General features: G+C 37.8%; 17 protein-coding genes and 2 tRNA genes. 5 read left to right on the forward strand and 14 right to left on the reverse strand.

Features of this window, described 5'->3' with window-relative positions:
• Positions 1-235: 235 nt before the first annotated feature.
• The 8 genes from ACNART_RS11780 to ACNART_RS11815 all read right to left on the reverse strand — a co-directional run bounded on the left by ACNART_RS11780 (position 236) and on the right by ACNART_RS11815 (position 7,660).
• Positions 236-1,030, reverse strand: coding sequence for a TatD family hydrolase (locus ACNART_RS11780; RefSeq protein ID WP_198620707.1), 795 nt, complete (start codon positions 1,028-1,030; stop codon positions 236-238).
• Positions 1,023-2,087 carry a patatin family protein gene (locus ACNART_RS11785; RefSeq protein ID WP_368927807.1) on the reverse strand — a complete coding sequence of 355 codons (1,065 nt, stop codon included), beginning with the start codon at positions 2,085-2,087 and terminating at the stop codon, positions 1,023-1,025. Before ACNART_RS11785 ends, ACNART_RS11780 begins: the two co-directional genes overlap by 8 nt.
• A 129-nt stretch (positions 2,088-2,216) precedes the next feature.
• On the reverse strand, positions 2,217-2,561 hold the full coding sequence (locus ACNART_RS11790) for a BON domain-containing protein (RefSeq protein ID WP_198632381.1): 345 nt from the start codon (positions 2,559-2,561) through the stop codon (positions 2,217-2,219).
• A gap of 694 nt (positions 2,562-3,255) precedes the next feature.
• Positions 3,256-4,845, reverse strand: coding sequence for a peptide chain release factor 3 (gene prfC, locus ACNART_RS11795; protein ID WP_109374372.1), 1,590 nt, complete (start codon positions 4,843-4,845; stop codon positions 3,256-3,258).
• A 277-nt stretch (positions 4,846-5,122) separates the two neighbouring features.
• Entirely contained in the window at positions 5,123-5,359 is a 237-nt protein-coding gene (locus tag ACNART_RS11800; protein ID WP_368927808.1) for a hypothetical protein, read from the reverse strand.
• The gene (locus tag ACNART_RS11805; RefSeq protein WP_368927809.1) at positions 5,359-6,201 is read right to left on the reverse strand and encodes a type IV toxin-antitoxin system AbiEi family antitoxin domain-containing protein; all 843 of its coding nucleotides are present in this window, start codon (positions 6,199-6,201) and stop codon (positions 5,359-5,361) included. Before ACNART_RS11805 ends, ACNART_RS11800 begins: the two co-directional genes overlap by 1 nt.
• Before the next feature lie 633 nt (positions 6,202-6,834).
• On the reverse strand, positions 6,835-7,281 hold the full coding sequence (rimI, locus tag ACNART_RS11810; protein ID WP_109374374.1) for a ribosomal protein S18-alanine N-acetyltransferase: 447 nt from the start codon (positions 7,279-7,281) through the stop codon (positions 6,835-6,837).
• Entirely contained in the window at positions 7,250-7,660 is a 411-nt protein-coding gene (locus tag ACNART_RS11815) for a DNA polymerase III subunit psi (RefSeq protein ID WP_023582915.1), read from the reverse strand. The genes rimI and ACNART_RS11815 overlap by 32 nt, the downstream gene beginning before the upstream one ends.
• A gap of 129 nt (positions 7,661-7,789) precedes the next feature.
• Here ACNART_RS11815 and rsmC point away from each other — a divergent pair, with 129 nt between their 5' ends.
• The 3 genes from rsmC to ACNART_RS11830 all read left to right on the forward strand — a co-directional run bounded on the left by rsmC (position 7,790) and on the right by ACNART_RS11830 (position 9,184).
• On the forward strand, positions 7,790-8,806 hold the full coding sequence (gene rsmC, locus ACNART_RS11820; protein ID WP_198620704.1) for a 16S rRNA (guanine(1207)-N(2))-methyltransferase RsmC: 1,017 nt from the start codon (positions 7,790-7,792) through the stop codon (positions 8,804-8,806).
• A 169-nt stretch (positions 8,807-8,975) separates the two neighbouring features.
• Positions 8,976-9,062 (forward strand) — tRNA-Leu (locus ACNART_RS11825).
• Between the two features lie 35 nt (positions 9,063-9,097).
• Positions 9,098-9,184: transfer RNA gene (locus ACNART_RS11830), tRNA-Leu, on the forward strand.
• A 141-nt stretch (positions 9,185-9,325) separates the two neighbouring features.
• On the opposite strand, the gene ACNART_RS11835 is transcribed toward ACNART_RS11830, so the two are convergent.
• From ACNART_RS11835 to ACNART_RS11855, 5 genes are all read right to left on the reverse strand, one after another.
• Positions 9,326-9,514: a DUF1435 domain-containing protein gene (locus tag ACNART_RS11835; RefSeq protein ID WP_416303604.1), complete on the reverse strand. Its 189-nt coding sequence runs from the start codon at positions 9,512-9,514 to the stop codon at positions 9,326-9,328.
• Between the two features lie 207 nt (positions 9,515-9,721).
• On the reverse strand, positions 9,722-10,270 hold the full coding sequence (locus ACNART_RS11840) for a GNAT family N-acetyltransferase (RefSeq protein ID WP_198620702.1): 549 nt from the start codon (positions 10,268-10,270) through the stop codon (positions 9,722-9,724).
• 2 nt (positions 10,271-10,272) lie between these two features.
• Positions 10,273-11,898 (reverse strand): Na/Pi cotransporter family protein, encoded by a 1,626-nt coding sequence (locus tag ACNART_RS11845; RefSeq protein ID WP_109374378.1) that lies wholly within the window; start codon positions 11,896-11,898, stop codon positions 10,273-10,275.
• Positions 11,899-12,318: 420 nt separating this feature from the next.
• The gene (phoA, locus tag ACNART_RS11850) at positions 12,319-13,758 is read right to left on the reverse strand and encodes an alkaline phosphatase (RefSeq protein WP_196532858.1); all 1,440 of its coding nucleotides are present in this window, start codon (positions 13,756-13,758) and stop codon (positions 12,319-12,321) included.
• A 187-nt stretch (positions 13,759-13,945) separates the two neighbouring features.
• On the reverse strand, positions 13,946-15,505 hold the full coding sequence (locus tag ACNART_RS11855) for an alpha/beta hydrolase-fold protein (protein WP_368927810.1): 1,560 nt from the start codon (positions 15,503-15,505) through the stop codon (positions 13,946-13,948).
• A 231-nt stretch (positions 15,506-15,736) separates the two neighbouring features.
• Between ACNART_RS11855 and ACNART_RS11860 the strand changes: the two genes are divergently transcribed.
• Together ACNART_RS11860 and ACNART_RS11865 are read left to right on the forward strand one after the other, a co-directional pair.
• A complete protein-coding gene (locus tag ACNART_RS11860; protein WP_072069015.1) occupies positions 15,737-16,006 on the forward strand; it encodes a hypothetical protein in 270 nt (89 codons plus the stop codon).
• A gap of 14 nt (positions 16,007-16,020) precedes the next feature.
• Complete coding sequence (locus ACNART_RS11865; protein ID WP_198630393.1) at positions 16,021-16,371, forward strand: type II toxin-antitoxin system RelE/ParE family toxin; 351 nt, start codon at positions 16,021-16,023, stop codon at positions 16,369-16,371.
• 73 nt (positions 16,372-16,444) lie between these two features.
• Here the strand turns inward: ACNART_RS11865 and ACNART_RS11870 are convergent, their stop codons facing one another.
• The gene (locus ACNART_RS11870) at positions 16,445-17,584 is read right to left on the reverse strand and encodes an ElyC/SanA/YdcF family protein (protein WP_198620698.1); all 1,140 of its coding nucleotides are present in this window, start codon (positions 17,582-17,584) and stop codon (positions 16,445-16,447) included.
• Positions 17,585-17,819 lie beyond the last annotated feature (235 nt).

Below are 17,819 nucleotides of genomic sequence, written 5' to 3' on the forward strand. Positions count from 1 at the left end.
CCTCTATATCCATCACAAATAGCGCTTGAAAAAAGCAACACAAAACCCACAAATGAGAAGTAGATCACATAAATAAACCTAAAAAACGCACTTATTGAATAGGCTAATTTAAAAAAAATATCATTCGATTAACAAATGATGGCTTTAATCTTAAATAGCAGAAATAAATGAACGTTTTATTTGTATAAGTACAATTAAAATAAGGCGTATTTTTAATCTTTTTGATTAAATAAGTTTAGGATAAAGACGAGGTGTTATCTTTTAATCGGAATAATTGTAGGCTATTGAGATAGAGTTGCTCTGCGATCACCTCTGGTGATCCTTGACGCAGCTCACAGAGTTGGGAAAAAACGTTCTGAATACGCTCAGGGCGATTAGGTTCACCTTGAAAACCACTCACAGGCATATCAGGAGCATCTGTCTCTAATAACAGATATTCTAGTGGTAACGAGGCAATTGCGCGGCGAGTTTTTTGTGCTCGCTCATAAGTAATAGTTCCACCAACGCCAATAAAATAGCCTTGCTGAATAAACTTTTCTGCCTGTTGCAGACTTCCTGCAAAACCATGAATAACCCCTTTGCGAGGCACATCATAACGGCGTAAAAGTGCGCTTAACTTATCGTGGGTTTTACGTGAATGTAGGATCACAGGCAAATCAAATTCAATCGCTAGTTTAAGCTGTGCAATTAAAAACGCCTCTTGCTTCTCAGGCTGAGGATTATCCATATAGTCATCAAGTCCTATCTCTCCGATGGCAACACAACGAGAAGCTGTTTTTAATTTCTGTTTTAATTCCAAGAGATGCTGTTCAGTGTGCTCTTCAATATATAAAGGGTGTAACCCCAATGCACAATATAATTGATGATGATTATTCGCTAACTCTGCAACAACATCAAAATTCCAACGTGCAACGGCGGGAATAATTATTTTTTCAATATGAGCTTGATGTGCTAGTGACAAGCTGTTGGCAATATCATCATAAAAAACCGGAAAATCAAAATGGCAGTGAGTATCAATAAATTTATTCATTCTGAATTTGCCTCACGTCAGGATGTACGCTCCGAGCTCCTTGTTGAATAATAGAAGCATTCTCCGCTTTATCAGCCTTCGCTTCTTGTTCAAACAAACTAAAGACTTTTCTATCGTACTGTTTGAATTTTTTCTTAGAAAAATGCTGGCCAATTGTCGCCAGAAAATAACGCCCGCAACGTCTACCCACATGATAATCATGATTTAATGCATTTAAACGACTTCCTAATGCACTAGATTGCAATGTAGTTGGTGGATATATTTCAATAACAACAACATCTTCTGGGGGAGATTGGATAAATTTAATTGTGTCGGTATAGGTTTCGATATGGACTTGAGCCATCGCCATAAAGCGCTGTAAACGGCTATTTTCAAACCATTTTCCCATACGCTCAACCCATTCTGTTGTATATTGATATTCAGAAGGAACGGTACGAACAACGACAATAGTACGACAACCACGTCGATAAGCTTCTCTCACAGGAATAGCATCGCTGATACCGCCGTCATGATAAACAACATCATGAAATAAGACACCATTACGATAAAAAGCAGGAATGGCACTGGATGCTTTGATTATCTCAAGCCAAGTCGGTTCATCGGGCTGAAAATAATTTGCCTGAAAATTATCAGAACGACTTGCCACCATATAAAATTCGCGACCCGCATCAAAACGGCGTAATGCTGTTGGCATATCAAGAGGCATTTCTTTAGCCGTTGTTTCTATATACCAATCAAGATCGAGTAAATTACCGCCACGAACAAAGCGAATAGGATTGAAGAATTGATTATTGGTTGTATAGCGATTAATAATTTTACGTGCATACCCACGCTGACCACAGGCAAAAGCAGATAAATTTTGCGCTCCCGCAGATACCCCAAGTAAAATATCAAAGGGATCAAACTGTGAACGCATAAATTCATCAAGAACACCCGCAGTAAAGATCCCGCGTTGCCCCCCGCCTTCACAAACTAAAGCAACTTTACCTTGTGGCAGTGATGATTGAAATTCGAGTGCCGTAATATTATTTAATGTGACAGGTATATACTTCCCCATAATGTCTCCTTTATACAACTTAACAAAGGATACCCTCACATTTTTTTGGCGTCATTCTTTTTACGTATTCATATAAATAATTTAGACAATATCTTCTTAGAATATGACGAATATAAAAGAAAATCATGTTTATGATTTGATATTTACATCTGAGTCTACGCTTTTAACACCTGCAATTTTATCAATAACTTGCAATATTTTTTCTTCTTGCGCTTTACTATCAACAAAACCTGAAAGAAAGACATGCCCAAATTCAGTACGAATAGAAATATTGTCACTATCGATATCTTGCATTGCCAATAGCGTATCTTTAATTTTATTAGAAATAGAAGTATCGCTTAGATTCTGCCCTGTGTTATTCGTTACAGTATTAATTTCGCTATACCACGATGTTTCGGCTGACGCGCCCATACTGAAAAAAGTTAAGCCCATTGACATTACTAACGCTAATTTTAGCGTTTTATATTGTTTCATTGCTCTCCCCCTAATCACAATAACTGCGATAGGAAATATGTGTATTTTTAATATGTGTATTTTTATTAAGTACTAAAAAATTTTAACAAACTAAGCTATTACACTAATAATCTATTGGCATTTAATAAAGCAAAAAATAACAAATAAAGACTAATCCTAATGATTTTATTCTATTAACAACCCATAAAATTATAAAAAATTTTACATTTATTTATAAATAAGTATAAAAACGAGTATAATTTTAGCAGAAAAAAAAAAGAGTAATTCCGAATGAAGAAGGGCTTTGGGCAGGATATTCAGGGTATACAAAACGAATTTGATAGAGAAATCGAGTATCTCACAGAGTGTTATTGTTAAATAATGTGCAATGAGGTAAAAAAACAAAAAAGGCTATATTAAAAATATAGCCTTTTCATTGAGTTAAATATTCAAATAACAGCACCCTTACTCTAAATAATTCAAGGTGCAACTAGGCGACAAGTGAATGAGTCGCTAGGAGCATACATCAGTATGTGACTAGTGCGAATGAACGTAGTCAACAACGCTGCAACTTGAAACATGGCAAATAAATACTCTAAATAATTCAAGGTGCAGCTAGGCGACAAGTGAATGAGTCGCTAGGAACATACAAAAGTATGTGACTAGTGCGAATGAACATAGTCAACAACGCTGCAACTTGAAGTATGACGAGTATTTAGTGTTCACGGGTCTGATGGAACTCAACCTCAGGATAACGCTCACGCGTTAAATTCAAGTTGACCATCGTTGGTGCGATATAAGTTAAATTATCGCCGCCATCAAGTGCCAAGTTTTGTTCATTTTTACGTTTAAACTCTTCGAGTTTTTTCTCGTTATTACATTCAACCCAGCGTGCTGTTGAAACGTTAACGGATTCATAAATTGCTTCAACGTTATATTCACTCTTCAGTCTTGCAACAACCACATCAAACTGAAGCACACCCACGGCACCTACGATTAAATCGTTATTTGCCAATGGTCTAAAGACCTGTACAGCACCCTCTTCTGATAACTGTACCAATCCTTTAAGTAACTGTTTCTGTTTTAACGGATCACGTAAACGAATACGGCGGAACAATTCTGGGGCAAAGTTTGGAATACCTGTAAACTTCAGGATCTCACCTTGAGTAAAGGTGTCACCAATTTGAATGGTTCCGTGGTTGTGAAGACCAATAATATCCCCAGGATAAGCATGCTCAACATGAGAACGGTCACCCGCCATAAAGGTTAATGCATCTGAAATTACCACATCTTTTTTGAGACGAACTTGATGCAGTTTCATGCCTTTATCATACATACCAGATACAACACGTAAGAATGCAACACGGTCGCGGTGTTTAGGGTCCATATTTGCTTGGATCTTAAAGACGAAACCTGTGAACGTTTCTTCAGAAGCGGTAACTTTACGCACATCGGTTTCGCGTGGCATTGGTGCTGGCGCCCATTTTACAAGGCCATCAAGCATATGGTTAACACCAAAGTTACCTAATGCTGTACCAAAGAACACTGGAGTTAATTCGCCAGCTAAAAATGCCTCATGATCAAATTCATGAGAAGCACCTAATACTAATTCTAATTCATCACGTAATTGACTTGCTAAATCATCACCAATAGCTTCATCAAGCTCAGGGTTATCTAACCCTTTGATGACACGAGAATCCTGAATAGTGTGACCTTGACCTGTTTGATAAAGATAAGTTTCATCTTTCAGAATGTGGTAAACCCCTTTGAAGAGCTTTCCGCAACCAATAGGCCAAGTAACTGGGCTACACGCAATTTTTAATTCTGTTTCAACTTCGTCCATGACTTCCATTGGATCACGAATATCACGGTCGAGTTTATTCATAAAGGTCAGAATTGGGGTATCACGTAAACGTGTTACTTCCATTAACTTACGAGTACGATCTTCGACACCTTTAGAGGAGTCAATGACCATTAAACAGCAGTCAACTGCGGTTAAAGTACGATAAGTATCTTCAGAGAAGTCTTCATGCCCCGGGGTATCTAATAAGTTAACTAAGCAATCTGCATAAGGGAACTGCATGACTGAGGTTGTAATAGAAATACCACGTTGTTTTTCCATTTCCATCCAGTCAGACTTTGCATGCTGATTTGAACCGCGGCCTTTTACGGTTCCTGCACGTTGAATAGCTTGTCCGAATAACAACACTTTTTCAGTGATGGTTGTCTTACCCGCATCGGGGTGGGAAATAATGGCAAAAGTTCTACGACGAGCAACTTCTTGCTGAAAAATAGGATTAGACATCAATGGTGATCTTCTAGTTGATAGACGAGAGAATGTAAAACACTGATATATTGCTATAAGTAACAATTAAAGTGACTATAAAGACATTCAACCCGTAAGTTAATCTTAATTGGCGCTTATTTTCGCCTATCTTGTCAGTATAAACAATCAATGGTTGCGTAATTGGTTACCATTTCTACAATTTAAACTGCAATACTCGATCTTGTAACAGTTAATATTGTAACAGGAGCACGGCATGGAAGTGTTCAACACGACATAAATGTCTATTTTTTAGAAATCATATACCGAGAACATCTTTCAGCTTTTCTAGGGCTTGTGCATGTTTTTCATTCGGCATTCTTGCCAAATTGATTTGTTTCCATTTGATAGCAGGAAGCTCACTGGCTCCATCCAAGCTGAGTAAAGACCAATTGGGATTTCGATTTTTAAAGGATAGCAAAAAAGCCTTTTCAATATTGGTCAGTCCTTGGTGAATGAGGTCTACTAGGCGCACCCTTACGGCTTCTAGTTCCACTAAACTGATCCTTTACTTGCCAATGCCACATGCTGAGGTACTGTTATTAGATACTCTGTATCCAACTTTCCACCTTTAGCAACAACACGTTTACCTGAGCCTAAATCGTAATTTTCTACATTTAACTTATCAAACCAAGGATAAGCTTGGCGTTTTGCAAGCCAAAAGAACAAGCGTTTGGCCTTTACGCTTTTACATGCTTTTAAGAGCGTATCAAGCTTTCTTGGAGATAAGTTCACCAACCCCTGCATTAACTCATCGGCATGTTCAAATGACTCACTTTCAGGCAAACCCACCAACACCTCCAATATGGCTTTTTCCGGACATGAAAAATACACAGGTGGCAATTGCTCTTCCCATTTATACTCTTTAACAAATGCTCTATCTTTGAATAAGCTATCAGGCCAAAGTTTACTTGTACTATGCCCTTCGAACTTAATTGGTAATGACAGTCTCGCAAGCCAGGAGGGAAGCTTTTTCGCTGCATATAAATGAATATGAGGTGTACTCCCTAATGACAAATATTGTGACAAACCAGATATGGAAAGCGCTGACAATCCACCTACCACAACAGGCGGAAGTTGTTCATCTACACTTTTATCCATCATACGCTGCATAGAAGCTACTACGCCTTCCCAAGTGACAGATCGGGAATACTGGCTGTAAACACCTGTAGCTAGTAGCAATAACGTATCGGTTTTGACAGCGTTATCTAATGAATGCGCACTCAAGCCCTGCTCTGCAAGCCATTTCTTTGTAGCTAACATGCCATAAGGTAAAAGAGTTTTAAGAGACTGTTTATAAGACTCTTTCACCGTTTCTCGCAGGGAATGACTAATCATTTCTAAACACCAAATCCTTTCTCTAGTTTATCTTTTTATCATTTTACGGCGAAAATCGCCGTATAATAGCCAATTTTTAAACCCACACTACTAAAACCTAGAAGGCTTACTTAGTTCAGTCTGCGAGTAACATCTGCAATGCTTTGGTTTGTTTGCTTTGTAAGAACCAATCTAACTATCGCCTCATAGAGTAACCTTATTTTCATTGAAACTCTCAGCATACCGATGTTTACTAAAAATTTTACAAGTTACCTTTTTGAGCTACTAATAAAGCAAAGAATTAGCCTATTTATTTTCGGTTAAAATTGGGATTGAATATAAAAACCAAAATAAATACACCTTTATTTAGATTTAATTTTTCTATATTTAGAGATCAATCACTTTATTTAAAATAAAAATAAATACTCAATTTACTTATTTTAAATACTATTCACCTTTTTAACACCGTGATAATCACCTAGTGTTTTAAAATTAAACGATGACAAAAGTGAAATTAACTTTATAAATTTACATTAAGTAAAAATAAAGATAAATTTTAAATACAATTAATAAAAAATAAAATTCTAATACTTTAAATAAAATAAAAAACGCCTAATAGAAGGCGTTTAAAATTTAACTTAAATAAAAATTTAATTAGAAAGAAATAGGATAAGCCATGATAATCGCATCTTCATTCCCCGTCTTTGTTGGGTAATAGTTTTTGCGTTTCGAAACGAAATTAAATCCTATAGATTCATAGAGATTGAACGCTTTTTCATTAGATTCTCGCACCTCTAACCACAAGGTGGTGATATTTTTTTTCTCAAGTTTTTCAATTAGTTCTAGTAAAAGCGCTTTGCCATAACCTTTTCCCTGATAATCAGGATGGATTGCAATATTAAAAAGTGTTGCCTCATCTAATATTAATTGCGTAATTGCGAAACCTACAATAATATTATCAATGCAAATTTTCAGATTAAAATAATGACTTCCTTGGTTACTATAAAATGTTTCTTCACTCCAAGGGAATGAGTGACTTAATTTTTCAATTTGCCATGCTAAAGGTAAATCAGCAGGGTTTAAGAGTGAAATGGTCTTCATATTGATAGATTTGTTTCCAAAGATCGCGTTTTGCATCAGCATCAAAATATAACTGATGTAATGAAGGGCTTCTCAGAGAAGTATATTCAGAGGGAAGTATGAGATCAGTGCCTAATAACCAGCAGGGAAGATCAAATGATTCTGTGAGCATGCTCACATCATCTGTTGTAATACAATAGATTTCGTCTTTATCTATCCCCATGGCGCTAAAAATATCAGAGAAAAGCCCGTTATTTAGATCAACGGTATCATCAGTAATGATAAGTAAACGTGTTGTATCCGGAAATTGAACAGAATGCTCGCCTTTTAACACAGCAGGCTTACGAAGTACCCACTGACGAATTCCAAGTTGGGATAACATTCTGTCTTTACGGCTCATTATGCTTACCTATCAAGTGTAGAACAACGGTACATAGTATCAGAGGGCATAAACTACGCCAATAAATAGCGTCGGTTTCTTTATATCTGATATCATGCGTCTCATGTTTTTTAAGGAGTAATAATCATAATGTCCTCACTGTCCCCTGCTAGCGAAGTTATTCTTCGTCACCTAGATCATTTCGCAGACAGGCATGTACTTATTGCAGGTGATCTTCAAGATACTTTCGCGGCGCAAATTCAGGCGAAAAGTGTCAGAGCATATACCAACCAATATCACCAATGGCTACCATTACTAAAATCAATGGGTGATAACGTACTCTTTGGTTTAGTTGCTGATCAATCCTTTGTGAAATATTGCAATACCTTGATCTATTTTTGGCCTAAAAATAAAAACGAAGCCACTTTCCAACTGCGTAGCCTTTGCTCTAACTTACAAGTGGGTACTGAAATCTTTATCGTCGGTGAAAACCGTAGCGGTGTTAAAAGTGCCACAGAATTAATGAACGGTATCGCTAAACTTAAAAAAATAGATTCAGCACGCCGTTGTAGCTTATTTTTTGGTACTCAAACATATCAAACACTGTTTGACCGCAATAACTGGTGGCAAACTTATCGCCATGACGATCTTACTGTAATGGCATTACCGGGTGTATTTAGCCAAAATGCATTAGATGAGGGTAGCCGTTTATTACTATCAACTTTTGATGATGCAATGGTTGGAGATTTACTGGATATGGCATGTGGCTGTGGTGTTCTTGCTACTGTACTTGGCAAGAAAAATCCAATGTTGAAACTAACACTGTGTGATGTGAATGCTGCGGCAATTTCTTCTAGTATCGCTACCTTAAACGTGAATGAATTAGAAGGTCGAGTGATTGCGAGTAATGTCTATTCAGCAGTTGAAGAGACTTATGATTGGATAATCTCAAACCCACCTTTCCATGATGGTTTAGGTACAAGCTATGAAGCAGCTGAAGATATTATTCGCCTTGCACCAAATTATCTAAAAAGAGGCGGTAAATTACGCATTGTGGCGAATTCATTTATCCCTTATCCAGATATACTGGATCATGTATTTGGCTCTCATGAAGTGCTTGCATCAACAGGTAAATTCAAAGTTTACCAAGCAACTAAAAAAGAGTAATCACAAGCCCTGTTATAAATAACAGGGCTTTATTTTTGGACTGATTTTAAGTAATGCTCCAAGGTGTTTTATTTTTCATCACCAAGATAATTTATTGATAAAAAATAATTGACGCCAAAAATAAAAAGCATAAAATTCGCCACCTATCTGCACAGATGATGTTGATATTGCGAGAGTGGCGGAATTGGTAGACGCGCTAGCTTCAGGTGTTAGTGTTCTTACGAACGTGGGGGTTCAAGTCCCCCCTTTCGCACCAAACAATTTGTAGAGCAAAAATGATTGAGTAAAACTGCGAGGATGGCGGAATTGGTAGACGCGCTAGCTTCAGGTGTTAGTGTTCTTACGGACGTGGGGGTTCAAGTCCCCCTCTTCGCACCACTCAATGAGCCTTTATTTTTTCCTTGTAATAACACCCATTCGATTACACACCGAGTATTCTTTTCTCTATCCATGATACGCGACTAAAAGTGTCATCAAACTGTAGGTTAATACAACGCCTGCGGGGATCATTACCCACATTTATAATTTTTTATGGAACAGCATCAAGGTTGATAACAGCATTGAAACCACTAAAACCAGCGTAAAAGCGGATGTTCCTGCAATAGAATGCGTGATCACTGTTAGTAAAGAAGAAACCGCCAACATTTCCCATAAACTAATGCGAGATGTCCAAGACGTAACTGGAGATAAGCGCGTTGATTTAGCCATAATAACTCACCATTAATGATAATGATTTTCATTATTATATATAACATTTATGCTAAATCAACTTATATAAAGAAAAAAACTTACCTTATATCCTTATTTTTTAAATGGTTATGTGTATTCTTTAGTCTCAGGCATAAAAAATGCCTTATCATTTTCACGATAAAGCATTTCATTTTATTATGTTGTTATCATAGTCAATAAACAAAATTAAGCGTTATTTGGCTCGATAAAATGAAAGACTAAATGAATATCTTCAGGCTCTCTTTCATAAAGCTCTGGATCAGGAATATCAATTAAACGACACCCTAAATGCTGATAAAAATTCACGCTATTTTCAGAAGGTGTTGATGAGATATATAATCCACCAGCCCCTTTTTTCTTCGCATATTCCACACAATAATCAAATAATATTCGTGCTAAACCTTGCCCACGTTGCTGGTGGCTAACATGTAAAAAAGAGAGTTGAAGTAAAGTGCCATTTTGACCCCGTTTTTGTGGATCAACACTTGCCGCCGCGACCAACTGATCTTGTTTAAAAACACCCCAAAAAGGCGCTCCTCGATCAAAACTTTCAAGTAAAACAGGTGTGTAATGTTCTGATTCACCTTCTGGCCAACCTTTCATATCAAAGCGTTGCTCTGATAAAAGCAATATTCCTTCTTTTAAGACATATAGCTTTTCAATAAGCTCGGTTCTATCAATTGCCCATACTTGTGGAATTTCATTTCGTGTTAATTGACGAATAATGTATTTCATTATTAAACCTGTTCTGATGATGATTCACTTCGTTCTAGTACGTGATAAGCCACAGCACAGAACAAGGAATTCAACCGTTTCATATCACCGAGCAAACTGGTATGCAGTGAACTGGTTTCAATGCTTTGCATATTATGCAAATGAAGACGTTCTACATGGGCAAACGAGTAACGCTGGTTGAGTAAACGGAAACGATGTTTTGCTCGACGTAATTTACGAGCATGTTCCATGTTGCCGGAAACAAATACCGACATCGCCAGATTCAGATTACTTTGCAGACGCTCAAGGAGTGTCTGTAATTCACGACGTCCTTCCTCCGATAAAAACAAGTGGTGATTTAAACCTTTGCTAACCACTTCAGCCGACATACGCGCAATAATAGCGGATGATTGTTGTAAATTCATCGCTGTATCAATAATTTCAGCCCAACGTCGAGAATCTTCAGTTCCTAGATCATGCTGTTGAATTTGTGCCATATACAATTTAATGCTGCTGTGGAGTAATTCTACCTCTTCTTCTAACTGGCTAATTTCCCTTTTTTGCTGACGATCGCCTTCCATTAACGCAGTAAAACGTTGCAGCATTTGTTCTATAACATCACCTAATCGTAGTGATTCTCTAACCGCATTAGCAATTGCCAATGAAGGCGTATCAATAGCGGATTGATCTAAATAACGCGGTGCCATTTCAGATCCCGTGGTCGGTAATTCAGGAATGAGTCGCTGACATAATTTCGCCATTATGCCAACAAAAGGGATCATCAAAATACAGCGAGCAAGATTATAAATAACATGAAAATAGATAACGACTTCAGCCGGTGAAAAACCATATTTTTGTATTTCAGAAGCAAGATACGTTATCCATGGTAAAACAATCAATGCGCCAATCAGTTTAAAAAATAAGCTTCCCAACACAACTTGTCGAGAGGCAACGCTTTGTCCCCGACTACTTATTAATGCAAGCAACCCACTACCAATATTTGAGCCAATTACAATGGAAAGGCTGATATATAATGGCATTAACCCTGTTGCACTTAATGTTGCCGTTAACAACACTGCCGCAAGGCTCGAGTAACTCACCATTGCAAAGAGTGCCCCCACCAATAGCGCTAAAATAGTATCGCCACTGAGAGAGGTAAAAATAGCTTGGACTGCACTTGCGTGCATAATAGGTTCTGCCGATGCCACAATGAGTTGTAAAGCCAACAAAATCAAACCAAGACCAATGCCCACACGTCCTAGTTGTCCTACTCGCTCTTTTTTACGACTTAAAAAAGTAATAACACCGATAAGGATAAGGAGTGGCGATAACCAAGAGAGATCAAATGTCAGCACACGCGCCATTAACGCAGTACCCACATCCGCGCCTAGCATAATAACAAGTGCTGGTGTAATCGAAATCAGTCCTTGCGTCACAAAAGAGATAACCAAAAGTGCCGTCGCATTACTGCTTTGCACTAATGCCGTTACGCCCACCCCCGCAAGAAAGGCGTTGGATTTTTTATTAATACTTTTACCTAAAATTCGGCGTAAATCAGAGCCAAAAACACGCATAATGCCTGTACGAACAATATGTGTTCCCCAGACAAGAAGCGCGACAGATGAGAGTAAATGAAGCAGTGTCAGCATAGAAAAAATAACCTTATTCTTATCGTTGTTTGTTTGACTCTGTTCTCCTTCAATCTCATAAAAAAGAGAAAGACCATGAGCAGATAACGCTCTGAGAAAAGATATTTGCTGGTAATGCCTTAATAACACATTGGGTTATTAGACAAAAAGATATTGCAACTTAAGCGCAATAATCAATGGAGAAGTTGAGAATATTATATGGATTAATGTGTGAATTCTGCTAATTATAGCAGAGAAAGTGTCACTTTCAAAATCAGACTATAAATAACCTATTGATTTATTATCATTTTATTTTTAGCAGACTCAATTCTTAATAAAAAAACGCGACTAGAGGGTATCTCTCTAAGTCGCGCGAAAATACAACAATTTAGTAAGGCAATTCGACTACAAGTTCAGACAGACTATAAATTCAACTTGAACTTACTTCAGACCCATCGCATCACGCATTGTGAAAAACAAATCTGTTTGGTCAGTTAACCCAACCACATTAGCCGCATGTGGACCATAAGCGGCAACGCGTAATTGTGCTCCTGTATGCTCTTGAGACTCTTCTTCTGAGTTACCGTAATTCACCACCATAACCGCACCATCTTTAGTGATAAGTGCCTGTGTTAACCCGCTGGATTTCACATCAGCTTCAATAATTTGGCTTGAATGCGCATGATCAGCAGTCACGATAATCAGAGTGTCGCCGTTTTGTTTAGCAAAATCTAAACCGATTTGTACGGCTTCATCTAGCGCAACAGTTTCACCAATTTGTCCGCAAGGATTCGCATTATGATCTTGCTTATCGATAGAGGCACTTTCGACTTGTAAGAAGAAGCCATTTTCATTGGTTTTCAGCAAATCGATCGCTTTTTTGGTCATTTGTGCCAGTGTTGGCGCATTCGGATCAAGTTTAGCGTTAGGTTTGCACTCTAAAGGTGGGTTGTTTAAATTACCGTGGTAAGTCGCTTTAGGGCCTTCCCATGCCACTGCCATATTGCCTTCATGGAATAAACCTAGTACAGGCTTATCTTGGTTCGCAAGCGTAATCGCATCGAGTGATTTGGCATCTTTCACGATTTGATAACCACGCTCAATGGCTTGTTGCTCTAACGTTTTGCCTTTGTATTCACCCGCTACAGCCGTTTGAGCAAAACTTTTTGCTCCACCACCTAATGTGACATCAGCGCGAGTCACTAATAATTGCTCAGAGATAGAACCTCTACCGCCATTTTCCAATGCGTTTGTTGAGCATTTCTCTAAGGTTTCAACAGGGCCATAGCATTTACGTCCTGTTACATGCGAGAACAGAGCCGCAGGTGTTGCATCTTGAATTTCAGAGGTTGTCACGTTCCCTGTCGCCTTTCCATTGGCTTTTGCTAATTCCAAAATAGTTTGATGATCCTTACCAAACACATCAATCCCTAATGCACCATTATAGGTTTTCACACCCGAAGCCCATGCTGTCGCAGAAGCGGCAGAGTCTGTTACATAATTAGGTTTTTGGGTTTTTCTGTCTAAAGCGTAGTGTGTGTATTGACCCGTAATAGGTAAGGCATCGATACCTTTAAAGAAACCACCCGCACCTTCGGCATAGTTACGTGCAACGGTGATTTCAGAATCCCCCATACCATCACCAATAAAGAGGATTACATTTTTCGCTTGGTTATTATTTAAAGCGGCTTTTAATGCCTCAGTTTGATCTTGAGTCATACGGCGAGCACCGCCAAATTCCGTGATATTACCTTTTGCTGCACGATCTTGAGCTAAAATGGCATCAGCAGCAACGGGAGCAGCAAAAGAAGAGAAACTCGCGCCAGCTAATAGCGTTGTTACAATAACGGATAAAATAGAACGTTGGTAACGATGAGACATAGCTTTTTCCTTGCACTCTAAAGTAAAAAACAGGGTTAATGTTTTAAGTCAGGAAAAGCTTACGGCAGTTAAATGACAGAGAAATGAAGAGTAAATGCGATTTTGATGACAGCTTTATGACAGGTTGGTGACAAATTAGAAGCTTATGCCGTTTATCATCACTCATAAGCTTCTGTCATTATCAATATTAATGTTCTTTAGTTAATGCTTTCGCACCGAGATATAGCGTTTCACACCAAGAGATATAATCATGCCCACTTGCCATTTCTAGCGATTGAACTGGGTAACCTTTTTGTTCTAAAACCCGTTTAAGATGGCGATTATTATTTAAAATCCCCCCTTTATCACCACGGTTTTCAAATAACCCCGCCTCTAAGAAAAACTGTAATGGCTTTTTATCTGCTTGCTCAAATTGTCGAATAAGCCATTCAGGCTCTTCATTTTCAGGCGCCCACCAATAAGAGCCTGACATACTCAGCACTTTACCAAAGCGATCAGGGCGATTAAATGCCACCCATGAAGACGCTAATCCTCCATAACTCGAACCTGCCACAATGGTTTCTTCTCCTGATACGTGAATACCTTTCTCTTTTTCCAACCAAACAAATAATTCGTCGGCTAAAAAGCGATAAAAATCAGGATTAGGCGGTAATTCAATACTACGGCGATCACTATCAATGCTATCAACAAAGAGGATCATCATCGGCGCCAATTTCCCGTCTTCGATCTGCTTATCAAAAAATTGATCAAGACCATATTGACGACGATAAGTTTGACCATCAAATAACACTAAAAGTCGAGGTACTTCCATTTTTTGAGCGGGCTGGTAAAGCGCTATTTCACGATCGTTATTTAAGATCTGACTGTAAAAACGCACAATTTCTGTGTTGCCTTTCATTTTTCTATCAAGAATATCAGGCAATTGGCATTCACGTTGACTATCTAACGATAATAAAGAAAAGTGATTATAAATATCCTCAGATTTGCTTGGTGAATCTTGAGAATTCAGCGGATCTGCCTGTGCTGTGGTTAAAATAGCGCGACGTTGTTCGAATGGCTCTGCATTTTCAATGATAGGCACATCAGGCGCTAATTTATATTGCATTAATGTATCGTTAGGTACGATATAGCTACGATACCAAATATCACTATTGGCTAAATGGGTTAATGGATCATGATTACCCTCTGGTGATCCCAATAAATAGACATTCTTCTTTGCACCTTGCCATAAGAAAGTGACTAACTTTTTATCCTTATCATAAGGCTCAATAAGGGGTGTACCTTCATGGCGTACTTGTTGCCAAAATGCCTGAATACTTTGTTGATTGAGTTGTTGAGCAAGTGTTTGTAAACGAGGACTAATAGGTGCAATTTTCGCATCTTTATCTAAAGGTTGATAAGGCTGTGTTGTCAGTATGAGTTGCCATGATTTTCCCTTTTCACCCTGTGCAACTAATTGATAACTTGCGGTTTCAGGCAATAAAAAACGCACTTTTTGTTGCCCATCCGCAGGAATATCTTTTAATAAGCTACGGATATGTGTGCCATTTGGGGTTTCTAATCGCAGGTTTTGTATCCCTTTCACATTCAGTTCGGCATAACGTTGACTCTCTAGTTGCGTGGTAAAACACAACGTGTTGTTGTTATCAAACTGACCTGTTATTTCTTTGCCTTCGGTTACGGTTAAGCAATTGGAAAAACTAGGGAAAGATGCCATTAATGCACATATCATCAGAGGAATTCTCACTTTATTATTCTCGTTATAAACTATTGTGAGAAACAATAGTAATGATAATTGTTATCAATTCAATAAAAATTAAGCGTGTACAAATTTATAATAAATTTGACACCCCAGCGAAAAATAATAAAATAATCATTATCACTCCCTATGTGATAGCAAGATAAAGTCAATAATTATAGGAGTTCGCTATTTATGTCTATCTTGCATATGAATAGCAATTAAATGAAGGTAATTATTATGTCTATAACGATGTCGCAAAAACTAGCTCGAGAAGGACTTGGTAATCCAGAATTATTTCAAGGTGGTGTTTATATTACAAAAAATGGTCAAGCGGAGCTTTTTGTACAAACAGCCGAAGAAAGACAACTGGAGTTACAAGAAAGAGAAAAAGAGCGTCAATCAAATGCTCTATTGAAATTGGTAATGATAGCGAAAGAAGATATAGCAAATGAGCAAGTTATGTCTCCTGAAGATGTCAAAAGAAAACTACGTGGATCTCGAACTTAATATTAGAGGTGCTTTTGAAAAAAACTGTAAACATTAGAGTATCAGAGACGGCTCTATGGTCATTAAAAGATGCGGAATCATTTAAACTCAGTTGCACCAATAACAGTGAAAACGCTGCTGTATTTATAGATCAACTTTTTGACTCAGCTATTGATGCTATTTCTCAAGATCCTACCCGTTATCGTTATAATGCAATGTTGGCAGATAAAGGGATCGCTATTCGTGAACGTATTGATGTAAACAGTCAGTTTCGTTGTTTATATGAATTCAATGAAGAAAATAATACGGTCGATATATTACTTTTTATAAGTACAAAACAAGATATTGAAGGAATGCTTTATCGTTGTTTAATATTGAAAAAATGATGAAAACCTCCTCAATCATTTTTGTTATTGAGGAGACTTTCTTTCTAAGTTAATTAACGTTAAAACGCTCCCATCAACGCTCTTCTAGCGGATAACTGCGGAAACTCCATAATCCCAGCGCTTTTAAGCCATCACGATAAATGCCCTGTATATCTGATTTGCTGGCTTTTTGTAATTCGGCCAATGGTTTATCAGGAGCGACAACCGTTAAGTAAGTAATATCACTTGGACCACTTTGCCAACTTGCGATAGTGAAAATTGCGTCAGCACGACGAACATGGCTACCAGAGCTAATAATCACTGCTGTTTTAATACGATGTTTGGTTAAAGCATAGCGACTAAATAACGCATTTTCGACAGTTGTACGCGCATAGTTCTCTTGGAAAATACGTTCTGGTGCAATCCCATTTTTCACCAGCCAATCTGCCATTAACTTACCTTCAGTTTGGTGCGCTTTAGGTACGCCCCCAGTCACAACAATCATTGCTTCAGGCAATTGTTTAGCGACTTCTAAAGTTTTATTTAAGCGCTCAATTAAAATCTTATTCATAGTGCCATCAGGATTTAACGCATAACCTAATGTCACAATCGCATTATTATCTTTGGTTTTCTTCAATTTCGCTAAATCAGCAGGCGTTAATTTATCGCTTAACGGCATTTTGCTAACGCGATCAATTTGTGCAAAGAAACGACTGATTTCTTCTGCTTTTGCTGGATTTAATGATTTCAATTTATTGAAATACGCTTCGCTCTCTTTATCTTTACCTTCAAAACGAGTCCATGAAGTGACATAAATTAGCGCATCAATATCATCAGGAGCCGCTTCTAAAATCTGTTTATAAATCGTAATTGCGCGAGAAACATCATTGTTATAGATATAAGCACTCGCGGTACTAAATAATAAATCGAGGCGATAAGGTTCTAACTTATAAGCTTGCTGTAGTTTTTGCGCCACAATTTCCATATTGGATGGCAGTTTTCCCGTAAAGCCAGCATCAGAGACACGCGCTGGTGACTTAAAAGCATCTAATGCATCTTGGATCAAACTATCAACCGTTTGGCGCTGAGAGACATACTGTTGATAGCTATTATCTGGTTGATGAACTTTTTGGTAAGCCAATGCATTTGATGAGACGGTAAAACCTAAAGCAGCGATCGCTAACGAAATGACTGTTTTCTTGATATGAAGTGAAACACGGGAAGGTTGCGCCATTATCTTGTCCTTTTACGAAAAATAGTCTGCTTCTTCACCTGAGCGAATGAAGATAGAGAGTGTGACTCCCCACACCTAATGGCAAAAGAAATACACACCGATAAATCTATACCTGCTATCTATAATAGAGATCCCTGCATTAATTTTCAGTAATCTTTTTCACCTTATTGAAAAAAATAGCATTATTACGTAGATAGCTTATTTGACAGATTTTTTTATGTATTTTTATCTTTTG

Source organism: Proteus sp. LHD240705 (assembly GCF_047921555.1).
GTDB lineage: Bacteria > Pseudomonadota > Gammaproteobacteria > Enterobacterales > Enterobacteriaceae > Proteus.